This window comes from Pseudomonas ceruminis (assembly GCF_021602025.1).
GTDB lineage: Bacteria > Pseudomonadota > Gammaproteobacteria > Pseudomonadales > Pseudomonadaceae > Aquipseudomonas > Aquipseudomonas ceruminis.
Genome location: NZ_BQHW01000022.1, coordinates 34,590 through 54,410, shown reverse-complemented (window position 1 = coordinate 54,410; position 19,821 = coordinate 34,590). Strand labels below are relative to the sequence as shown.

Below are 19,821 nucleotides of genomic sequence, written 5' to 3'. Positions count from 1 at the left end.
AAAAGATGCGCACCTTACACGAGTGTAGTGGCCAAGGGGCACAGCTGATCCGATTACAAAAACTGCTGGCAAACGGCGAAACCTCTGTGCTGAAATAGTGATGTTATATTGTAACAACACAAAAGCATCTGCCAAGGAACGTCACAGCCCCATGCACAGCCCGCTACGCCTCTCCCCTCTTGCCATCGCCCTTTGGCTGGCGTCATCGCCCAGCCAGGCCGTGGAACTCGAACCCCAGGTCATCACAGCCAACCCACTGGGCAACAGCCAACTGGCCGCCCCGAGCACCGTGCTCGAAGGTGACAAGCTGCTGCAACAACAGCACGGCAGCCTGGGCGAAACCCTCAACAAACAGCCCGGAGTGGCCTCCACCTGGTTCGGCCCCGGTGCCAGCCGCCCCGTGATCCGCGGCCTGGACGGCGATCGCATTCGAATCTTGCGAAACGGCGTCGGCGCCTTGGATGCCTCGTCGCTGTCTTACGACCACGCGGTGCCCCTGGACCCGGTCACCGTCGAACGCGTCGAAATCGTCCGTGGCCCCGCCGCGTTGCTGTACGGCGGCAATGCGATCGGTGGCGTGGTCAACACGTTCGACAACCGTATCCCCGACTCCCCTATCGAGGGCATCCACGGTGCCGGGGAGTTGCGCTACGGCGGCGCCGACACCACCCGCAGCAGCGCAGGTAAGCTGGAAGCCGGCGACGGTACGTTCGCCCTGCACCTGGACGCCAACAGCCGCCAGTTCAACGACCTGCGTATCCCCGGCTACGCCCGCAGCGCAAATGTGCGCGACGCCGACGAGCCTGGTAGCAAGCACCGCCTGGAGAACAGCGACGGGCGCCAGGACGGTGGCGCAGTAGGCGGTTCCTACCACTGGGATCACGGCTATGCAGGCCTTTCCTACAGCCGCTACGACAGCAACTACGGTTCGGTCGCCGAGCCCGGTGTACGCCTGGACATGAAACAGGACCACTACGCCTTCGCCTCCGAACTGCGTGACCTGGACGGCCCGTTCAGCTCGGTCAAGGTCGATGCGGGCTACACCGACTACCAGCACAGCGAAATCGAAGAAGGCGAGGTGCATACCACCTTCAAGAACAAAGGCTACGAAGCGCGCATCGAGGCCCGCCATCAACCGCTCGGCCCGCTGGAAGGTGTGGTTGGCGCCCAGGTCAGCCGCAACGAGTTCTCGGCATTGGGTGAAGAGGCCTTCGTCCCGCACACCGATACCGACAGCCTGGCGCTGTTCATGCTCGAGCAGTGGCAAGCCACTCAGCGCCTCAACCTGAGCCTGGGCGCACGCCTGGAACATACCCGCGTCGACCCCGATGCCAAGGGCAACGAGAACTTCATCGGCGCCGACAGCGCCAGCAGTTTCAACGCCTTCAGCCTGTCCTCGGGGGCGGTGTACCAGCTCGATCCGATCTGGTCGCTGGCTGCCAACCTTGGCTACACCGAACGCGCGCCAACCTTCTACGAGCTGTATGCCAACGGTGCCCACGTTGCCACCGGGGCGTTTGAAGTCGGCGACCCAAGCCTGAACAAGGAAAAGGCCATCTCCAGCGACCTGGCCCTGCGCTTCGATAACGGCACCCACAAGGGCAGTGTGGGCGTGTTCTACAGCCACTTTCGCAACTACATCGGTTTGATCGGCACGGGCAACCTGCGCGAAGGGCATGACCACGACCACGATGGCGATGATCACGACCACGATCATGATCATGATGACGGTGGTTTCCCCGAGTACCAGTACCAGGGCGTGCGGGCACGCTTCTACGGTATTGAGGCCCAGGACCGGTGGAAACTGCTGGAGAACCAATACGGCAGCTTCGCCCTGGAGCTGTCCGGCGACTACACCCGCGCCAAGAATCTGGACAGCGGCGAGCCATTGCCACGCATCGCGCCACTGCGCCTGAACAGCGGCCTGGTCTGGGAACTGGACCGCTGGCAGGCACGGGTCGATGTGCAACATGCCGCTTCGCAGCATCGCAAACCGGACAACGAGTCCAGCACCGATGGCTACACCACGCTCGGGGCGAGCGTCGGCTATCGCTTCGATATCGGCGAAAGCCAGTGGCTTGCGTTCGTGCGCGGGGAGAACCTGACGGACCAGACGGTGCGCTATGCCAGCTCGATTCTGCGTGATATCGCACCGGCGCCAGGGCGTAGTGTGGAGGTCGGCTTGCGTACGTCCTTCTGATCGCAGTGCCCCTTCGCGGGCCGACCCGCTCCCACAGGCACGCTGGCGTTACGGCTGCAGCAGTGAACCTGGGGGGCGGGTTGGCCCTGCACCCACGCGACTGTTACCACCCCTGTAATAATCAACTGCGACAATTTGTCTTTTTTTCTTACAACTTCCCCTATATCCTCCCCGCCGCAAGCTGAATCGCTTCATCCCGCATACCTTGTTGCCATTTTCATCGAAGAGCCCCTCCTCGGTGCGCTTGCCGTTTTTTCAATAATCAAAAGATAGCGCTATCTCATGTTTCAACTGCCCGATACCCGTTACTCCAGACTCGCCCTCATCGCACTCGCTGCGGGCTGGTCCGCCACTGCCAGCGCCAGCGAACCGTTCGCCAGCGACTCCCCCTGGATGCTCGGGGACTGGGGTGGCACCCGCAGCACGCTGCTGGAAGCAGGCTACGACTTCACCCTGGGCTACACCGGCGAAATGGGCAGCAACCTGCACGGCGGTTACGACCACGATCGCAGCGCACGCTACAGCGACCAGTTCACCTTCGGCAGCCACCTGGACCTGGAAAAGATCCTCGGGTGGCACGATACCGAGTTGCAGCTGACCATCACCGAACGCCACGGCAACAACATCAGCAATGACCGCATCAACGATCCGCGTGTCGGCGGTTTCACCTCGGCCCAGGAAGTCTGGGGCCGTGGACAAACCTGGCGGCTCACCCAACTGTGGGTCAAACAGAAGTACTTCGATGGCGCCCTGGACGTGAAATTCGGCCGTTTCGGCGAGGGCGAAGACTTCAACAGCTTCCCCTGTGATTTCCAGAACCTGGCCTTCTGCGGCTCGCAGGTGGGCAACTGGGTCGGGGGCATCTGGTACAACTGGCCGGTCAGCCAGTGGGCCCTGCGCGTGCGTTACAACCTCAATGACCAGCTCTACGCACAGGTCGGTGTGTTCGAGCAGAACCCCTCCAACCTCGAGTCGGGCAATGGCTTCAAGCTCAGCGGCAGCGGCACCCAGGGCGCCGTGATGCCGGTCGAACTGGTGTGGAGCCCGACGGTCAATGACCTTAAAGGGGAATATCGCGCCGGGTACTACTACAGTAATGCCAAGGCACAGGATGTTCTAAAGGACAGCAACGGTCAGCCGGCCGCCATCAGCGGCGCCGCCTATCGCAGCAGTTCGAGCAAGCACGGCCTTTGGATCGGCGCCCAGCAGCAGGTGACTTCGCTGGCCTCTGACCACTCGCGCGGCCTGAGCCTGTTCGCCAACGCCACGGTCCACGACAAGAAGACCAATGCCATCGACAACTATGTTCAAGCAGGGTTGGTATACAAGGGCCCCTTCGACGCCCGCGCCAAGGACGACATCGGTTTCGCCCTCGCCCGCGTGCACGCCAACCCCGCCTACCGCAAGAACGCCCGCCTGGCCAACCAGGCCGCCGGCTTCTATGACTACGACAATCCAGGTTTCCTGCCGGTGCAGGACACCGAATACAGCGCTGAACTCTATTACGGCATCCACCTGGCCAACTGGCTCACGGTACGCCCGAACCTGCAGTACATCCGCCATCCGGGCGGTGTGTCGCAGGTCGACGCCGCCCTGATCGGCGGCCTGAAGATCCAGAGCACTTTCTGACAAACCTCTCACCTAACGGAGAACATACGATGAGCACTGACGGTGCCAAGAATGGAAGCCGCTGGCTACCGCGCCTGATAGGCGTGCTGCTGTTGCTGATGGGCCTGGCCCTGCTAGCGGGCGGCATCAAGCTGAGCCAGGTAGGCGGCTCGCTTTATTACCTGATCGCCGGTGTCGGCTTTGCCCTGTCGGGCATCCTGCTGCTGGCCCAGCGCCGCATCGCCCTGGGGCTCTACGGCCTGGTGCTGCTTGGCAGCACGGTATGGGCGCTGTTGGAAGTGGGCCTGGACTGGTGGCAACTGGTGCCGCGCCTGGCCCTCTGGTTCGCCATCGGCGTGGTGCTGCTCTTGCCGTGGGCGCGCCGCCCGCTGATCGGGCCGGCCGCCAAGGCCAACACTGCCCTGCTCAGCGTTGCCGTGCTGGCTTCCGGCGCCTGTGCGCTGGGTAGCCAATTCACCCACCCCGGCGAGGTGTTTGGCGAGCTGGGCCGCGACAACAGTGAAATGGGCAGTGCCGCCCCTGCCATGCCTGATGGCGACTGGCAGGCCTATGGCCGCACCGAGCACGGCGATCGCTATTCGCCGCTGCGCCAGATCACTGCGCAGAACGCCTACCGCCTGGAAGAAGCCTGGCGCATCCGTACCGGTGACCTGCCCACCGACAACGATCCAGTCGAGCTGACCAACGAGAACACGCCGCTCAAAGCCAACGGCATGCTCTACGCCTGCACTGCCCACAGCAAGGTGCTGGCCCTGGACCCAGATACCGGTGCCGAGATCTGGCGCTTCGACCCCCAGATCAAAACCCCGGTGGGCACGTTCAAGGGCTTTGCCCACATGACCTGCCGCGGCGTTTCGTACTATGACGAGAACGCCTATGTCAGCCGTGACGGCAGCCCCGCGCCGAAAGTCTCGGACGCCGGCCAGGCCGTGGCCCAGGCCTGCCCACGCCGCCTCTACCTGCCCACCGCTGACGCCCGCCTGATCGCCATCAACGCCGACAACGGCAAAGTTTGCGAAGGTTTTGCCAACCAGGGTGCGATCGACCTGACGACCGGTATCGGCCCGTTCACTGCCGGTGGCTACTACTCCACGTCGCCAGTGGCGGTCACCCGCAGCCTGGTGATCATCGGCGGCCACGTTACCGACAACGAGTCGACCAACGAACCGTCCGGCGTGATCCGCGCCTATGACGTGCACGATGGCCGCCTGGTCTGGAACTGGGACAGCAACAACCCGGACGACACCAAGCCATTGGCGCCAGGCAAGATGTACAGCCGCAACTCGGCCAACATGTGGTCCCTGGCCAGCGTCGATGAAGACCTGGGCATGGTTTACCTGCCCCTGGGCAACCAGACCCCGGATCAGTGGGGCGCCGATCGCACCCCAGGCGCGGAGAAGTACAGCGCTGGCGTCGTCGCCCTGGACCTGGCCACCGGCAAGGCCCGCTGGAACTACCAGTTCACCCACCACGACCTGTGGGACATGGACGTCGGCAGCCAGCCGACCCTGGTACACCTGAAGACCCAGGACGGGGTCAAGCCGGCGATCATCGTACCGACCAAGCAGGGCAGCCTGTATGTGCTCGACCGCCGCGATGGCACGCCCATCGTGCCGATCCGCGAGATCCCCGTGCCGCAAGGCGCGGTCAAGGGCGACCACACGGCGCCGACCCAGGCCCGCTCCGACCTCAACCTGCTGGGCCCGGAACTGACCGAACAAGCCATGTGGGGCGCCACCCCGTTTGACCAGATGCTGTGCCGTATCCAGTTCCGCGAACTGCGCTATGAAGGCCAGTACACCCCGCCGTCGGAACAGGGCACCCTGGTGTACCCAGGCAACGTCGGCGTGTTCAACTGGGGCAGCGTCTCGGTCGACCCGGTGCGCCAACTGCTGTTCACCTCCCCCAACTACATGGCGTTCGTGTCGAAGATGGTACCGCGTGAGCAGGTGGCCGCAGGCAGCAAGCGCGAGAGCGAAACCAGCGGTGTGCAGCCGAACACCGGCGCGCCGTATGCCGTGATCATGCACCCGTTCATGTCGCCGCTGGGCGTACCGTGTCAGGCACCAGCCTGGGGCTATGTGGCCGCCATCGACCTGTTCACCAACAAGGTGGTGTGGAAGCGCAAGAACGGCACTACCCGTGACAGCACGCCGGTACCGATCGGGCTGCCGGTGGGTGTGCCAAGCATGGGCGGCTCGATCGTCACCGCCGGTGGCGTCGGCTTCCTCAGCGGCACGCTTGACCAGTACCTGCGCGCCTATGACGTGAACAACGGCAAGGAACTGTGGAAGGCCCGCCTGCCGGCAGGTGGCCAGGCCACACCGATGACCTACACCGGCAAGGACGGCAAGCAGTATGTACTGATCGTCGCCGGTGGCCACGGCTCGCTGGGCACCAAGATGGGCGATTACATCATCGCTTACAAATTGCCTGACTAAGCGATAGCTACACGAGAAAGCGGGGCCTGCACGGTCCCGCTTTTTTCGTGAAGCTTGCAGCTTGAAACATGAAGCTTGAAACCCATCCCCCCGCGCCCCATCTAAGCACCATAGCCATTCACGCAGGTGCCCCATGAGCGACCAGCAAGATTTCCCGGAACAACCCGACGAACGCAGCGAAGTCGAACACCTCGATGCCAAGACCGAAGCCGGTCATGGTCATGCCCTCGCCCTGCCCGGCCAACAACTGCCGGACAAGGTCTACGTGATCCCGATCCACAACCGCCCGTTCTTCCCGGCGCAGGTGCTGCCGGTGATCGTCAACGAAGAACCATGGGCGGAAACCCTCGATCTGGTGGCAAAAACCCCGCATCACTCGCTGGCGCTGTTTTTCATGGACACCCCGCCAGAGGATCACCGCCACTTCGACACCTCGGCGTTGCCGGAGTATGGAACCCTGGTCAAGGTGCACCACGCCAGCCGTGAAAACGGCAAGCTGCAGTTCGTCGCCCAGGGCCTGACCCGGGTGCGCATCCGCACTTGGCTCAAGCACCATCGCCCCCCCTATCTGGTCGAGGTCGAGTACCCTCGCCAGTCGGCCGAACCCACCGACGAGGTCAAGGCCTACGGCATGGCCCTGATCAATGCGATCAAGGAACTCCTGCCGCTCAACCCGCTGTACAGCGAAGAGTTGAAGAACTACCTCAACCGCTTCAGCCCCAACGACCCCTCGCCACTCACCGACTTCGCCGCAGCGCTCACCTCCGCCACCGGGGTCCAGTTGCAGGAAGTGCTCGACTGCGTGCCCATGCTCAAACGCATGGAGAAGGTGTTGCCGATGCTGCGCAAGGAGGTCGAGGTCGCGCACCTGCAAAATGAGATCTCGGCCGAGGTCAACCGGCAGATTGGCGAACACCAGCGCGAGTTCTTCCTCAAGGAGCAGCTCAAGGTCATTCAGCAGGAGCTGGGCCTGACCAAGGATGACCGTAGCGCCGACCTTGAACAGTTCGAACAGCGCCTGGAAGGCAAGACCCTGCCGGAGCAGGCCAAGAAACGCATCGACGAAGAGATGGGCAAGCTGGCCATCCTCGAAACCGGCTCGCCCGAATACGCCGTCACCCGCAATTACCTGGACTGGGCCACCGCCCTGCCCTGGGGGGTTTATGGCAAGGACAAACTCGACCTCAAGCATGCCCGCAAGGTGCTCGACCAGCACCATGCCGGCCTGGATGACATCAAGGAGCGCATCCTCGAGTTCCTCGCCGTTGGTGCCTGGAAGGGCGAGATCAGCGGCTCGATCGTGCTGCTGGTAGGCCCACCCGGCGTGGGCAAGACCAGTATCGGCAAATCCATCGCCGAATCCCTCGGCCGCCCGTTCTACCGTTTCAGCGTGGGTGGCATGCGTGACGAGGCCGAGATCAAAGGCCATCGCCGCACCTACATCGGCGCTCAACCCGGCAAGCTGGTACAGGCGCTGAAGGACGTCGAGGTGATGAACCCGGTGATCATGCTCGACGAAATCGACAAGATGGGCCAGAGCTATCAGGGCGACCCGGCCTCGGCACTGCTGGAGACGCTGGACCCGGAGCAGAACGTCGATTTCCTCGACCACTACCTGGACCTGCGCCTGGACCTGTCCAAGGTGCTGTTCGTGTGCACCGCCAACACCCTGGATTCGATCCCTGGGCCATTGCTCGACCGCATGGAAGTCATCCGTCTCTCCGGCTACATCACCGAAGAAAAGCTGGCCATCGCCAAGCGCCACCTTTGGCCCAAGCAACTGGACAAGGCAGGCGTGGCCAAGACCAGCCTGAGCATCAGCGACAGCGCCCTGCGCGCCGTGATCGAAGGCTATGCCCGTGAGGCCGGTGTGCGCCAGCTTGAGAAACAGCTGGGCAAGCTGGTGCGCAAGGCGGTGGTCAAGTTGCTGCAAGACCCTGACGCCAAACTCAAGATCGGCACCAAGGACCTGGAGGCCGCGCTGGGCATCCCCGTATTCCGCAGCGAGCAGGTGCTGGCGGGCAAGGGAGTGATCACCGGCCTGGCCTGGACCAGCATGGGCGGCGCGACCTTGCCGATCGAAGCCACCCGCATCCACACCCTCAACCGCGGCTTCAAGCTCACCGGCAAGCTGGGCGACGTGATGAAGGAGTCGGCCGAGATCGCCTACAGCTACGTCAGCTCCAACCTCAAGCAGTTCGGTGCCGACCCGGCCTTCTTCAACGAAGCATTCATCCACCTGCACGTGCCCGAAGGCGCTACGCCCAAGGACGGCCCGAGTGCTGGCATCACCATGGCCAGTGCGCTGTTGTCCCTGGCCCGTGACCAGGCGCCGAAGAAAGGGGTGGCGATGACCGGCGAGCTGACCCTCACCGGCCAGGTACTGCCCATTGGTGGCGTGCGCGAGAAGGTGATTGCAGCGCGGCGGCAGAAGATCTTCGAGCTGATTCTGCCGGAACCCAACCGCGGGGACTTCGAAGAGTTGCCGGACTACCTGCGTGATGGGCTGACCGTGCATTTCGCCAAGCGCTTTGCCGACGTGGCCAAGGTACTGTTCTGATGCATCCGGGCCGCTATGCGGCCCTTCACGGGTAAACGCGCGCCTACGGGCCCAGCGCTGTTGTGCAGTGCCAGTGGGCGTGGGTTTACCGTGACGGGGCCGAACCAGGCAGCACAAAACTGAACCCGCTTCGGTTATCCTCAGGCCATCGCCAGCCTAAGGAGCTACCATGACTGCACCTCGTCTGCTCGTTCCCCTGAGCCTTGCCCTGCTTACCGCCTGTGCCCAACACCCCAGGCAACCCGTCGAACTGGACGCCGAAAGCGAATGCCCTAAGCGCCTGCAGGTCGGCCAGCCACTGACGCTGACCCTGCCCAGCAACCCCACCACGGGTTACCGCTGGCTGGTGCAGAACCCGGCTTCGAGCATCCTGCGCAGCCTCGGCCCCGAGGTCTACAGCGCGCCCGAGGAGGCCGGCATCGTCGGCAACGCCGGGCTTTCCACCTGGCGATTCGAGGCCCGTGCGGCCGGCGAAGGCCACCTGGTGCTGGTTTATCAGCAACCCTGGGCACCGGAAGTGCGCCCGGTGCAGACCTTCGATTGCGCCATTCGCGTCGACTGAACGCACAGCGCTGGTCAGCCAATCATGCATCCTTGGCGCGGTTTGGCTAGAATGCCGGCCCTGCCTATTGCCAGCTGCCTGGACCCACCGTGAGCAAACAACCCGACCGCCTTTTCGCCCAGCCTCTGGAGCAAGTGCCCGACTTCGTGTTCAACGAGGATGTGGTGCGCGTCTTCCCGGACATGATCAAGCGCTCGGTGCCTGGTTACCCGACCATCGTCGAAAACCTCGGTGTGCTGGCGGCGCGCTTTGCGCAGCCGAACACTGCCCTGTATGACCTGGGCGCCTCGCTGGGCGCCGTCACCCAGTCGCTACGCCGCCATGTGCGCAGTGACGGCTGCCGGGTCATCGCGGTGGACAACTCCGCCGCCATGGTCGAACGCTGCCGCCAATACCTCACCGCCCAGGACTCCATGTTCCAGGAGTTGTTGCCGGTGCAGGTACTGGAAGCCGACATCCTGACCCTGCCTTTCGCACCGGCCTCGGTGGTAGCGATGAACTTCACCTTGCAGTTCATCGCCCCAGAACAACGCCTGGCACTGCTCAGCCGCATCCGCCAGGCCTTGCTGCCCGGCGGTGCGCTGATTCTCTCGGAAAAGCTGCGCTTTGCCGATGACGAAGAGCAGGCCCTGCTCAACGAACTGCACCTGGACTTCAAGCGTGCCAATGGCTACAGCGAACTGGAAATCGCCCAGAAACGCAGTGCCATCGAGAACGTGATGAAGCCAGACACCCTGCAAGCCCACAGCGAGCGCCTGCGCGCAGCGGGCTTCTCCAAGGTCGTGCCGTGGTTCCAATGCCTCAATTTTGCCTCGCTGATAGCCCTGCCATGATCGATCTGTCCCCCCTCGTCCGCCGCCTGGCGGGTACGCCCCTGGCTTCCTGGTCGCAAGGCCTGCAAGCACAACTGCACGCCAAACTGGAAAAAGGCCACGGCGACCTCGATCGCTGGCGCGGCGCGCTCGAGGCCCTGCCGGCACTGCAGCCCAGTGAAATCGACCTGGTGGACGGCCTACGCCTGGACTGCGCCTGCGACGACGCCACCCGCGCGCAGATGCGCCAGGCATTGATGGGCCTGTCACCTTGGCGCAAGGGCCCATTCGACCTGTTCGGCGTGCACGTGGACACCGAATGGCGCTCGGACTGGAAATGGTCACGGGTCAGCCCGCACCTGGACCTCAAGGGCAAGCGCGTGCTCGATGTGGGCTGCGGCAATGGCTACTACCAGTGGCGCATGCTTGGCGCGGGCGCCGACATGGTCATCGGCGTCGACCCCAACTGGCTGTTCTTCTGCCAGTTCCAGGCTGTGCAGCAGTACCTGCCCGACCTGCCGGCCTGGCACCTGCCCTTCGCCCTGGAAGAACTGCCAGCCAACCTCGAAGGCTTCGACACCGTGTTCTCCATGGGCGTCTTCTACCATCGCCGCTCGCCCATCGAGCACCTGCTGGCGCTGAAGGATTGCCTGGTAAAAGGCGGCGAACTGGTACTGGAGACGCTGGTGATCGAAGGCGACGAACAGCAGGTCCTGGTGCCGGAGGACCGTTACGCGCAGATGCGCAATGTCTGGTACCTGCCCTCGGTACCAGCGCTGGAGCGCTGGTTGCGCCGGGCAGGCTTCAGTGATGTGCGCTGCGTCGATGTCAGCGTCACCAGCATCGAAGAACAACGCAGTACCGAGTGGATGCGTTATCAGTCGCTGGCTGACTTCCTTGACCCGAACGATCACAGCAAGACCGTCGAAGGGCTGCCTGCCCCACGTCGCGCCACACTGCTGGCGCGCAAATAAAAAGGGCGCCCTGGGGCGCCTGAATACACCTGCGGCGAGGAGCTGATACATCGCAGATGGTGTTGCGCTAGTCTTTGGCCACCTCGCGGACCTTGTCCTGCGCCTTGCGCTCACGCTCCGCAACGGCCTGCTGTTTGTCACCGTACAAGCGCTCCTGGTCCTGGCGGAAGGCTTCCCAGAACTGACGAGAGCGTTCTGCGCCACCCTCGGCATGAGCGCCGGCGCTACCCAGGGTGAGGATCGCCAGCAGCAGGTATTGGTTCAGGTTCATCGTGCTTGCCTCGTGATAACCGATCAGATGAGGCCATCCTATTGAGGCGCAGCTAACGCCAAGGTGAGGCGGGCATTACAGTCTTGCAATGTGCCCCGTGCCAACGGGTCTGGCCGCTGTCGCTGGCACGCCCGCGGGTGAACAGCCAGATAACATAGGCGTTACAAATCTGTTATCTGCGCCGCCAGGCCATTCTCATCCCGTAACATCCCGTTGCTTGACCCTGAAGCCCCTACAGGCTCAAGAATCCCCCCTCTTTCAGCACCCCGAGCCCCCAATGCGCCTACTGATCATCGAGGACGAACTGCGTACCGCCGACTATCTGCAACAAGGCCTGCGCGAAAACGGCTACGTGGTCGATTGCGCCCACACCGGCATCGACGGCCTGCATCTGGCACGCCAGCAGCCCTATGAGCTGATCATCCTCGATGTCAACCTGCCTGGGCTCGATGGCTGGAGCGTGCTGCAGCAGCTGCGCGCCCAGGCGGCGACACGCATCATGATGCTCACCGCCCACGGCCGCCTGGCAGACCGGGTCAAGGGCCTGGACCTGGGCGCCGATGACTACCTGCTCAAACCGTTCGAATTTCCCGAGCTGCTGGCCCGTATTCGTAGCCTGCTGCGCCGCAACGATCAGCAACTGCAGCCCAGCACCTTGCGCGTCGCCGACCTCGAACTGGACCCCGGTCGCCACCGCGCCTACCGTGGCGGCCAGCGTATCGACCTGACGGCCAAGGAGTTCGCCCTGTTGCACTTGCTGATGCGCCAGAGCGGCGAGGTGCTGTCGCGCACCCAGATCATCTCGCTGGTGTGGGACATGAACTTTGACTGCGACACCAATGTGGTCGAGGTGTCCATCCGCCGCTTGCGGGCGAAGATCGACGATCCGTTCGACGACAAACTGATCCACACCCTGCGTGGCGTTGGCTATGTACTGGAAGCACGCCTGTGAAGCAGGCCAGCCTGTCCTTGCGCCTTGGTCTGAGCGTCACGCTGATGGGCGCCGCCCTGGTGCTGTTGCTGGCCTGCCTGGCCGTGCTGGCCCTCGATCACGAGCTGGACAGCCGCGCCCACAAGGACCTGGCGCGCAAGATGCTCCAGGTGGAGCACAACCTGCGGGTCGACCTGCGCAGCGAGGACCTGGGCACACGCGCCCACCCGCTGCTCGACCTGGTGATGGGGCACGACAACCTCAGCCTCAGCGTGCTGGCGCTCGAGGGGCGGCACCCTCACCTGCTCAGCCTGGGCCCGGCCCTGGATGCCCGCGTAGGCGAATTGCCCACCGATACACGCCTGAGCTATCACCAATGGCGTGACAGCGCGGGCAACCAGATCCTGACCGTGACCCGGCAGATGCGCCTGCGCGACGATACCCCGGTGCGGGTGATGATGTCGCTCAACCGTGCCGACGACAGTGCCCTGCTCCAGGCGTACCTGCACTCCACCCTGCTTGCCGTGCCGCTGCTGCTGGTGCTGATAGGCGCTGGCGCGTGGTGGCTGATGCAGCGCGGGCTAAAGCCCCTGCGCCGCTTTCGGCGTATCGCCGGGCAGGTATCGGCCCAGGACCTGCAGCACCGTCTGCCGGACAGCGGCCTGCCGGTGGAGCTGGCCGAACTGGCCAAAAGCATCAACGTGATGCTCGACCGCCTGGATCGGGGCGTGCAACAGTTGTCTCAGTTCTCCGACGACCTTGCCCACGAGCTGCGCACGCCCCTGAGCAACCTCATGGGCAAGGCCCAGGTCACCCTGGCGCGCGAACGTGATACCGAGAACTACCGCGAAGTGCTGGCAGACAGTATCGAAGAACTGACACGGCTCAACCGCATCATCAACGACATGTTGTTCCTCGCCCAGGTCAGCCAACCACAAACAGCGGTGGCGCTCAAACCGCTGGCCTTGGCCGATGAGGCTAGCCAGGTAATGAAGCTGTTTGCCTTCAGTGCCGAACACAAGGCATTGACCTTGCACCTGCAAGGCTGGGGGACCGCATTGGCGGATAGGCTGATGTTGCAACGGGCGCTGTCGAACCTGTTGAGCAATGCAATTCGGCACAGCCCCGAGGGCCACCCCGTTAGCCTGGACATCGAACGGCAGGGCGACGAGGTATGGCTATCGGTGTCGAATCTGGGGCCGGGGATTGCCGATGAGCATCTGCCCCAGCTGTTCGAGCGGTTTTACCGGGCAGGCTCAGGCCGCTCACGGCTTGAAGGCGGCACGGGGCTGGGCCTGGCGATCGTGAAATCGATCATGCAACTGCATGGTGGGCGGGTTGAGGTGAACAGCAGCCCAACCGGGCCTACGCGATTCTCTCTGGTGTTCCGGGCTGAATAGACGGGCTGTCGCCCGGCCCCTTCGTGAGCCATCCGCGAAGAGACCGGCAACGACGCCTTCGATCAGCGCGAGGCCGCGACGATAAGCGCCTTCATCTGCGCCACTGCCGCCTTGAAGCCGACGAACAGCGCGTGGGCCACCAGCGCGTGGCCAATGTTCAGCTCGTTGATGCCTTTGATCGCCGCCACGGCCTCGACATTGTGGTAGTGCAGGCCATGACCGGCGTTGACGATCAGACCCTGACCAACGCCAAAGGCGACGCCATCGACGATACGCTTGAGCTCTTCAGCCACTTCGGTCGGGGTTTCTGCGTCGGCATAACGCCCGGTGTGCAGCTCGATGGCCGGCGCACCGACACGACGCGAGGCTTCGATCTGCCGCTCGTCTGCGTCGATAAACAGCGACACCTCAGCGCCGGTACGCGACAGGCGCTCCACCGCAGCCTTGATCCGCGCCTCCTGGCCAGCCACATCGAGACCACCCTCGGTGGTCAGTTCCTGACGGGTCTCAGGTACCAGGCAGATGTGCGCTGGGCGGATCTTCTCGGCAAAGGCCATCATCTCTTCGGTGACGCCCATCTCGAAGTTCATGCGGGTCTGCAGCACATCCTTGAGCAGCACCACGTCGCGCTCCTGGATGTGCCGGCGGTCTTCGCGCAGGTGCACGGTAATGCCGTCGGCCCCCGCTTCCTCGGCGTCCAGCGCGGCCTTGACCGGGTCCGGGTAGCGTGTGCCGCGGGCCTGGCGCAAGGTCGCCACGTGGTCGATGTTGACGCCAAGAAGCATGCGGTTGCTGTGAGTCACGAAAGGCTCTCCTGAAGGTTTAGCCACACAGCATACGACGTGCTCAACGCTTGCGAAACAGTTCCCGGCTGACCAGCGGTTTTGGCCCCAGGTGCACCGCCAGTGCCTGGCGCATCAGGCGCTTGGCCGCGAGCAAGGCGCCGGGTGCTTCCCAGTCGGCCTGGGCCAGGGCCAACAGCTCGGCGCCGTTGAACAGGCCCGGCTGGATCAGGTAAACGCGTTCAAGTCCCGCGTCGACCTGCAAACGGTATAAGCCATCGGCTTCGATGGGCGCGTCGTTGACATCGTGATCAAGCGCGAAGGCATAACCCAGGTCCTCCAGCAGGCGCCACTCGAAGGAGCGCAACAGCGGCTCTAGTGGACGCCCGGCAGCCAGTGCCTGCAAGGTCAGGGCATAGTGTTCGAACAGCTCGGGTTGCGGTGCTTCCGCACGTAGCAGGCGCATCAGCAGTTCGTTGAGGTAGAGCCCGCTGAACAGCGCATCGCCATTCAGCCAAGCGGCAATACCAACACTCTCCATGCGCCCGACGTTCTTCAGCTCGCCGCGCCCACGCAGTTCCACTTCCAGGGGTACAAACGGACGCACCAGGCTGCCGCCCTTGCCCCGTGCGCGCCGCAACACCGCACGCATCAACCCTTGCGGCGTAAAAAAGTCCACCAGCGCACTGGTTTCCTTGTAGGCACGGCTGTGCAGCACGTAGGCCGGTTGGCCGACAGGTTGTTCCATGAGCGATTACTCAGACGCAGATCTGGCGCGCCCCCTGTGGGAGCGGGCTCGCCCCACGAAGAGGCCAGCCCAGGCACCGGGCGGGGGGCTTACAGGTCGCCGTAGCCCAGCGAGCGCAGCGCACGCTCGTCGTCGGACCAACCGCCTTTGACCTTGACCCAGAGGTTGAGCATGACTTTGGCGTCGAACAGCACTTCCATGTCCTTGCGTGCGTCGGAGCCGATACGCTTGATGCGCTCGCCCTTGTCGCCAATGATGATCTTCTTCTGGCCGTCTCGCTCGACCAGGATCAGCGCATGGATATGCAGTACATGGCCCTGCTGCTTGAATTCTTCGATTTCCACGGTGATCTGGTACGGAAGCTCCGCACCCAGCTGCCGCATGATCTTCTCACGTACCAGTTCGGCGGCGAGGAAGCGGCTGCTGCGGTCGGTGATCTGATCTTCGGGGAAGAAGTGCTCGTTTTCCGGCAGGTGTTTGGCGATCAGCGCTTCCAGCGACTCGAGGTTGTGCCCCTGCTGAGCGGAAATGGGCACGATTTCGGCATTGGGCAACTGCGCCTGCAGCCATTGCAGGTGCGGGATCAACTCGGCCTTTTCGTCCATGCGGTCGGTCTTGTTCACCGCCAGGATCACCGGGCCGGTCACGTACTGCACGCGCTCGAGCACCAGTTGGTCCTCGTCGGTCCAGCGCGTACGGTCGACCACGAAGATCACCACGTCGACGTCTTTCAGCGCCGCCGAGGCATTACGGTTCATGTAGCGGTTCAGGGCCTTGTCGTTGGCCTTGTGCATGCCGGGGGTATCGACGTAGATCGCCTGCACATCGCCTTCGGTCTTGATGCCGAGCATATTGTGCCGGGTGGTCTGCGGCTTGCGCGAGGTGATCGCCAGCTTTTGGCCGAGGATGTGGTTGAGCAGGGTCGACTTGCCCACATTGGGACGGCCGACGATGGCCACGTAACCGCAGCGGGTCGGGTTGTTATCAGTCATTGCCATTCTCCACGCCCAGGGCGATCAATGCAGCCGCGGCGGCGACTTGCTCGGCGATACGCCGGCTCACACCCTGACCGCGGCTCTTGTTGTTCAGCAGCACCACTTCGCATTCGACGAAGAAGGTGCGGCAGTGCGGTTCGCCCTGGATGTCCACCACCTCGTAACGCGGCAGCTCACAGCTGCGCGACTGCAGAAACTCCTGCAGCCGGGTTTTCGGGTCTTTGTTGGTATCGACGAGGGTCAGGCTTTCGAATTCGTCGGTCAGCCACGCCAGGATACGCTCGCGGGCGGTCTGCATGTCCGCATCCAGGTAGATGGCACCAATCAGGGCCTCGAGGGCATCGGCCAGGATCGACTCGCGACGGAACCCGCCGCTCTTGAGCTCACCAGAGCCCAGGCGCAGGTACTCACCCAGGTCGAAACCGCGGGCCAGACGGGCCAGGGTTTCACCTTTGACCAGGCGGGCGCGCAAGCGCGACAGCTGGCCTTCGCGGGCCTGCGGAAAGCGCTCGAACAGCGCCTCGCCCGCCACGAAGTTGAGGATCGCGTCACCCAGAAATTCCAGGCGCTCATTGTTGCGCCCGGCATAGCTGCGGTGTGTCAGGGCCAGCAACATCTGGTCCTGGTTCTTGAAGGTGTAACCGAGCTTTCGCTCGAGACGGGCAAGGGAAGCACTCATGCAGCCACCCGTTGGTTGTTCAACGCGTTGTTCAAATCAACATCCTGAAAGACTGTTTGGCTGTGGTCCGTCGCGGCGAGCGGCGAAACTCTCGATCCCTGAGAACACAGCCTATGTCAGAAATGCATTCGGCGCTGTCTTCAGGACAGCGCCGATGGGTATCAATGGATCAGGCCGACCCGTGACAGGTTGGGCAGGTGGCTGAGCTTGGGCTCTGGCCAGCTCATCCAGACCGCGAAGGCCTTGCCGACAATGTTCCGGTCCGGAACCATGCCGTGTAGCTCCTTGGGAATGTTCGGGTCATCCCAGTAGCGGCTGTCGTTGGAGTTGTCGCGGTTGTCGCCCATCATGAAGTAATGGCCGGCCGGCACGGTCCACTGCTGGTCCGGCGGCATGCGATAACGGGTCATTTCCTTGCGGATCAGGTGCTCGGCTTCACCCAGCTTTTCCTTGTACAGCTCGGCGCTGCCCAGGGTACCTGGCTCGGCGCCCACCAGTTGCTCGGCGATCGGCTGACCATTGACATACAGGCGCTTGTCGCTGGTATAGCGGATCTGGTCGCCCGGAAGGCCGACCACCCGCTTGATGTAGTTGACGTTCGGGTCGCTTGGATAGCGGAACACCATCACATCACCGCGTTGCGGGTCACCCACTTCGATGACCTTCTTGTCGATCACCGGCAAGCGAATGCCGTAGGAGAACTTGTTCACCAGGATGAAATCGCCCACTTCCAGGGTCGGCTTCATCGACCCCGAAGGGATCTGGAACGGCTCCACCAGAAACGAGCGCAGTACCAGCACGATGAACAGCACCGGGAAGAACGACTTGCCATATTCGACCAGCAGCGGTTCCTTGTTGAGGCGCTCGACCACCGCCATTTCTGGCTGGGTGACGCTGCCCTGGTAGTTGGCGACTGCCGCACGCCGGCGCGGAGCCAGGAACAGCAGGTCGATCAAGCCCAACAGACCGCAGACGGCTACGGCGATGACTAGCAACAGCGGGAAATTTAGCGACATAGGACCTAGCTATCCAACCTGAGCACGGCGAGGAAGGCTTCTTGTGGAATTTCCACGTTGCCCACCTGTTTCATGCGTTTCTTACCGGCCTTCTGCTTCTCCAGCAGCTTTTTCTTACGGCTGACGTCGCCGCCGTAGCACTTGGCCAGTACGTTCTTTCTGAGCGCCTTGACGGTGGTCCGGGCGATGATCTGGCCGCCAATGGCTGCCTGGATCGCCACGTCGAACATCTGCCGAGGGATCAGTTCCTTCATCTTTTCGGTCAACGCACGGCCCTTGTAGGCCGCGTTGTCGCGGTGCACGATCAATGCCAGGGCATCGACCTTGTCGCCGTTGATCAGTACATCCAGCTTGACCAGGTTGGCCGACTGGTAGCGATCGAAATGATAGTCCAGCGAAGCATAGCCGCGGCTGGTGGACTTCAGGCGGTCGAAGAAGTCCAGTACCACTTCGTTCATCGGCATGTCGTAACGCACCTGCACCTGGCTGCCGAGGAACTGCATGTCGCGCTGTACGCCACGCTTCTCGATGCACAGGGTGATGACGTTGCCCAGGTGCTCCTGCGGTACCAGGATAGTCGCGGTGACGATCGGCTCGCGGAAATCGGCAACCGCGGAAACGTCTGGAAGCTTGGACGGGTTGTCGACGGTAATGGTTTCGCCGGTCTTGAGCTCGATCTCGTAGATTACGCTGGGGGCGGTGGTGATCAGGTCCAGGTCGTATTCGCGCTCCAGGCGCTCCTGGATGATCTCCATGTGCAGCATGCCAAGGAAGCCGCAACGGAAACCGAAGCCCAGGGCGTCAGAGCTCTCTGGCATGTATTGCAGCGACGAGTCGTTCAGGGTCAGCTTCTGCAACGCATCGCGGAAATCCTCGAAGTCATCGGAGCTGACCGGGAACAGACCGGCGTAGACCTGTGGCTGAATCTTCTTGAAGCCGGGCAGCACTTCGACCTCAGGGGTCGTGGACAGGGTCAGGGTGTCACCGACCGGTGCACCGTGGATGTCCTTGATGCTGGCGATGATGAAGCCTACTTCACCGGCCTTGAGGTCAGCGGTCTGGGTGTGCTTCGGGGTGAATACACCGACGCTGTCGACCAGGTGCACCTTGCCGGTGGACTTGACCAGAATCTTGTCGCCCTTTTTCACGCGGCCGTGGCGCACACGGACCAACGAGACCACGCCCAGGTAGTTGTCGAACCAGGAGTCGATGATCAGCGCCTGCAGCGGCGCGTCGATGTTGCCTTCGGGCGCGGGGATGGTCTGCACCAGGCGCTCGAGTACCTCGTCCACGCCCATGCCGCTCTTGGCACTGCAGGCCACGGCGTCGGTGGCGTCGATGCCGATGATCTTCTCGATCTCGTCCTTGACGCGGTCCGGGTCGGCCTGGGGCAGGTCCATCTTGTTCAGTACCGGCATGACCTCCAGGCCCTGCTCGATGGCGGTGTAGCAGTTGGCGACGGACTGCGCCTCGACGCCCTGGCCGGCGTCCACCACCAACAGCGCACCTTCACAGGCGGCCAGCGAACGCGAGACTTCGTAGGTGAAGTCGACGTGGCCGGGGGTGTCGATGAAGTTCAACTGGTAGACCTTGCCGTCCTGCGCCTTGTAATTGAGCGTGACGCTGTGGGCCTTGATGGTGATCCCGCGTTCGCGCTCAAGGTCCATGGAATCGAGGACCTGGGCTTCCATTTCGCGTGCCGTCAGGCCACCGCACATCTGGATGAAACGGTCGGCCAGCGTCGACTTGCCATGGTCGATGTGGGCGATGATGGAGAAATTGCGGATATGACTCAAATCACTCACGGGTCAACACTCGAAA

16 protein-coding genes are annotated in these 19,821 nt (G+C 63.0%); 9 read left to right on the top strand and 7 right to left on the bottom strand.

The features are described 5' to 3' along the window. Positions 1-151 precede the first annotated feature (151 nt). The 7 genes from L6D80_RS22245 to cmoB all read left to right on the top strand — a co-directional run bounded on the left by L6D80_RS22245 (position 152) and on the right by cmoB (position 11,178). A complete protein-coding gene (locus L6D80_RS22245) occupies positions 152-2,200 on the top strand; it encodes a TonB-dependent receptor (RefSeq protein ID WP_054899419.1) in 2,049 nt (682 codons plus the stop codon). A 282-nt stretch (positions 2,201-2,482) separates the two neighbouring features. Next, positions 2,483-3,829 (top strand): carbohydrate porin, encoded by a 1,347-nt coding sequence (locus L6D80_RS22240; RefSeq protein ID WP_176515261.1) that lies wholly within the window; start codon positions 2,483-2,485, stop codon positions 3,827-3,829. Positions 3,830-3,858: 29 nt separating this feature from the next. After that, a complete protein-coding gene (locus L6D80_RS22235) occupies positions 3,859-6,270 on the top strand; it encodes a glucose/quinate/shikimate family membrane-bound PQQ-dependent dehydrogenase (RefSeq protein ID WP_176515263.1) in 2,412 nt (803 codons plus the stop codon). A gap of 133 nt (positions 6,271-6,403) precedes the next feature. Further along, complete coding sequence (lon, locus tag L6D80_RS22230) at positions 6,404-8,830, top strand: endopeptidase La (RefSeq protein WP_176515265.1); 2,427 nt, start codon at positions 6,404-6,406, stop codon at positions 8,828-8,830. A gap of 169 nt (positions 8,831-8,999) precedes the next feature. Then, a complete protein-coding gene (locus L6D80_RS22225; RefSeq protein ID WP_054899415.1) occupies positions 9,000-9,392 on the top strand; it encodes a protease inhibitor I42 family protein in 393 nt (130 codons plus the stop codon). An 89-nt stretch (positions 9,393-9,481) separates the two neighbouring features. Next, positions 9,482-10,225: a carboxy-S-adenosyl-L-methionine synthase CmoA gene (gene cmoA / locus L6D80_RS22220; RefSeq protein ID WP_054899414.1), complete on the top strand. Its 744-nt coding sequence runs from the start codon at positions 9,482-9,484 to the stop codon at positions 10,223-10,225. Then, complete coding sequence (gene cmoB, locus L6D80_RS22215; protein WP_054899413.1) at positions 10,222-11,178, top strand: tRNA 5-methoxyuridine(34)/uridine 5-oxyacetic acid(34) synthase CmoB; 957 nt, start codon at positions 10,222-10,224, stop codon at positions 11,176-11,178. The genes cmoA and cmoB overlap by 4 nt, the downstream gene beginning before the upstream one ends. A gap of 67 nt (positions 11,179-11,245) precedes the next feature. Here the strand turns inward: cmoB and L6D80_RS22210 are convergent, their stop codons facing one another. Continuing rightward, positions 11,246-11,449 (bottom strand): hypothetical protein, encoded by a 204-nt coding sequence (locus tag L6D80_RS22210; RefSeq protein ID WP_176515267.1) that lies wholly within the window; start codon positions 11,447-11,449, stop codon positions 11,246-11,248. A gap of 277 nt (positions 11,450-11,726) precedes the next feature. Between L6D80_RS22210 and L6D80_RS22205 the strand changes: the two genes are divergently transcribed. Together L6D80_RS22205 and L6D80_RS22200 are read left to right on the top strand one after the other, a co-directional pair. Further along, positions 11,727-12,401, top strand: coding sequence for a heavy metal response regulator transcription factor (locus tag L6D80_RS22205; protein WP_054899411.1), 675 nt, complete (start codon positions 11,727-11,729; stop codon positions 12,399-12,401). Further along, positions 12,398-13,780 (top strand): heavy metal sensor histidine kinase, encoded by a 1,383-nt coding sequence (locus tag L6D80_RS22200; RefSeq protein ID WP_176515269.1) that lies wholly within the window; start codon positions 12,398-12,400, stop codon positions 13,778-13,780. The genes L6D80_RS22205 and L6D80_RS22200 overlap by 4 nt, the downstream gene beginning before the upstream one ends. 62 nt (positions 13,781-13,842) lie before the next feature. Here L6D80_RS22200 and pdxJ read toward each other — a convergent pair whose 3' ends face one another. The 6 genes from pdxJ to lepA form a co-directional block, all read right to left on the bottom strand. Next, a complete protein-coding gene (gene pdxJ / locus L6D80_RS22195) occupies positions 13,843-14,565 on the bottom strand; it encodes a pyridoxine 5'-phosphate synthase (protein WP_220462597.1) in 723 nt (240 codons plus the stop codon). 61 nt (positions 14,566-14,626) lie between these two features. Beyond that, complete coding sequence (recO, locus tag L6D80_RS22190) at positions 14,627-15,310, bottom strand: DNA repair protein RecO (protein ID WP_054899408.1); 684 nt, start codon at positions 15,308-15,310, stop codon at positions 14,627-14,629. Positions 15,311-15,399: 89 nt separating this feature from the next. Next, a complete protein-coding gene (gene era, locus L6D80_RS22185; RefSeq protein WP_054899407.1) occupies positions 15,400-16,302 on the bottom strand; it encodes a GTPase Era in 903 nt (300 codons plus the stop codon). Continuing rightward, positions 16,295-16,984, bottom strand: a complete 690-nt coding sequence (gene rnc, locus L6D80_RS22180) for a ribonuclease III (protein ID WP_054899406.1) — start codon at positions 16,982-16,984, stop codon at positions 16,295-16,297. Before rnc ends, era begins: the two co-directional genes overlap by 8 nt. Positions 16,985-17,145: 161 nt before the next feature. Next, positions 17,146-18,000 carry a signal peptidase I gene (gene lepB / locus L6D80_RS22175; RefSeq protein ID WP_054899405.1) on the bottom strand — a complete coding sequence of 285 codons (855 nt, stop codon included), beginning with the start codon at positions 17,998-18,000 and terminating at the stop codon, positions 17,146-17,148. 5 nt (positions 18,001-18,005) lie between these two features. Beyond that, positions 18,006-19,805, bottom strand: a complete 1,800-nt coding sequence (gene lepA / locus L6D80_RS22170) for a translation elongation factor 4 (protein ID WP_054899404.1) — start codon at positions 19,803-19,805, stop codon at positions 18,006-18,008. Between the last annotated feature and the right edge of the window lie 16 nt (positions 19,806-19,821).

Coding starts and splice junctions, on each gene's coding strand:
- L6D80_RS22240 (WP_176515261.1), top strand. CDS start 2,483: ATGTTTCAACTGCCCGATACCCGTTACTCCAGACTCGCCCTCATCGCA.
- rnc (WP_054899406.1), bottom strand. CDS start 16,984: ATGAGTGCTTCCCTTGCCCGTCTCGAGCGAAAGCTCGGTTACACCTTC.
- L6D80_RS22245 (WP_054899419.1), top strand. CDS start 152: ATGCACAGCCCGCTACGCCTCTCCCCTCTTGCCATCGCCCTTTGGCTG.
- cmoB (WP_054899413.1), top strand. CDS start 10,222: ATGATCGATCTGTCCCCCCTCGTCCGCCGCCTGGCGGGTACGCCCCTG.
- lepB (WP_054899405.1), bottom strand. CDS start 18,000: ATGTCGCTAAATTTCCCGCTGTTGCTAGTCATCGCCGTAGCCGTCTGC.
- L6D80_RS22235 (WP_176515263.1), top strand. CDS start 3,859: ATGAGCACTGACGGTGCCAAGAATGGAAGCCGCTGGCTACCGCGCCTG.
- L6D80_RS22210 (WP_176515267.1), bottom strand. CDS start 11,449: ATGAACCTGAACCAATACCTGCTGCTGGCGATCCTCACCCTGGGTAGC.
- pdxJ (WP_220462597.1), bottom strand. CDS start 14,565: ATGCTTCTTGGCGTCAACATCGACCACGTGGCGACCTTGCGCCAGGCC.
- recO (WP_054899408.1), bottom strand. CDS start 15,310: ATGGAACAACCTGTCGGCCAACCGGCCTACGTGCTGCACAGCCGTGCC.
- L6D80_RS22225 (WP_054899415.1), top strand. CDS start 9,000: ATGACTGCACCTCGTCTGCTCGTTCCCCTGAGCCTTGCCCTGCTTACC.
- lon (WP_176515265.1), top strand. CDS start 6,404: ATGAGCGACCAGCAAGATTTCCCGGAACAACCCGACGAACGCAGCGAA.
- era (WP_054899407.1), bottom strand. CDS start 16,302: ATGACTGATAACAACCCGACCCGCTGCGGTTACGTGGCCATCGTCGGC.
- L6D80_RS22205 (WP_054899411.1), top strand. CDS start 11,727: ATGCGCCTACTGATCATCGAGGACGAACTGCGTACCGCCGACTATCTG.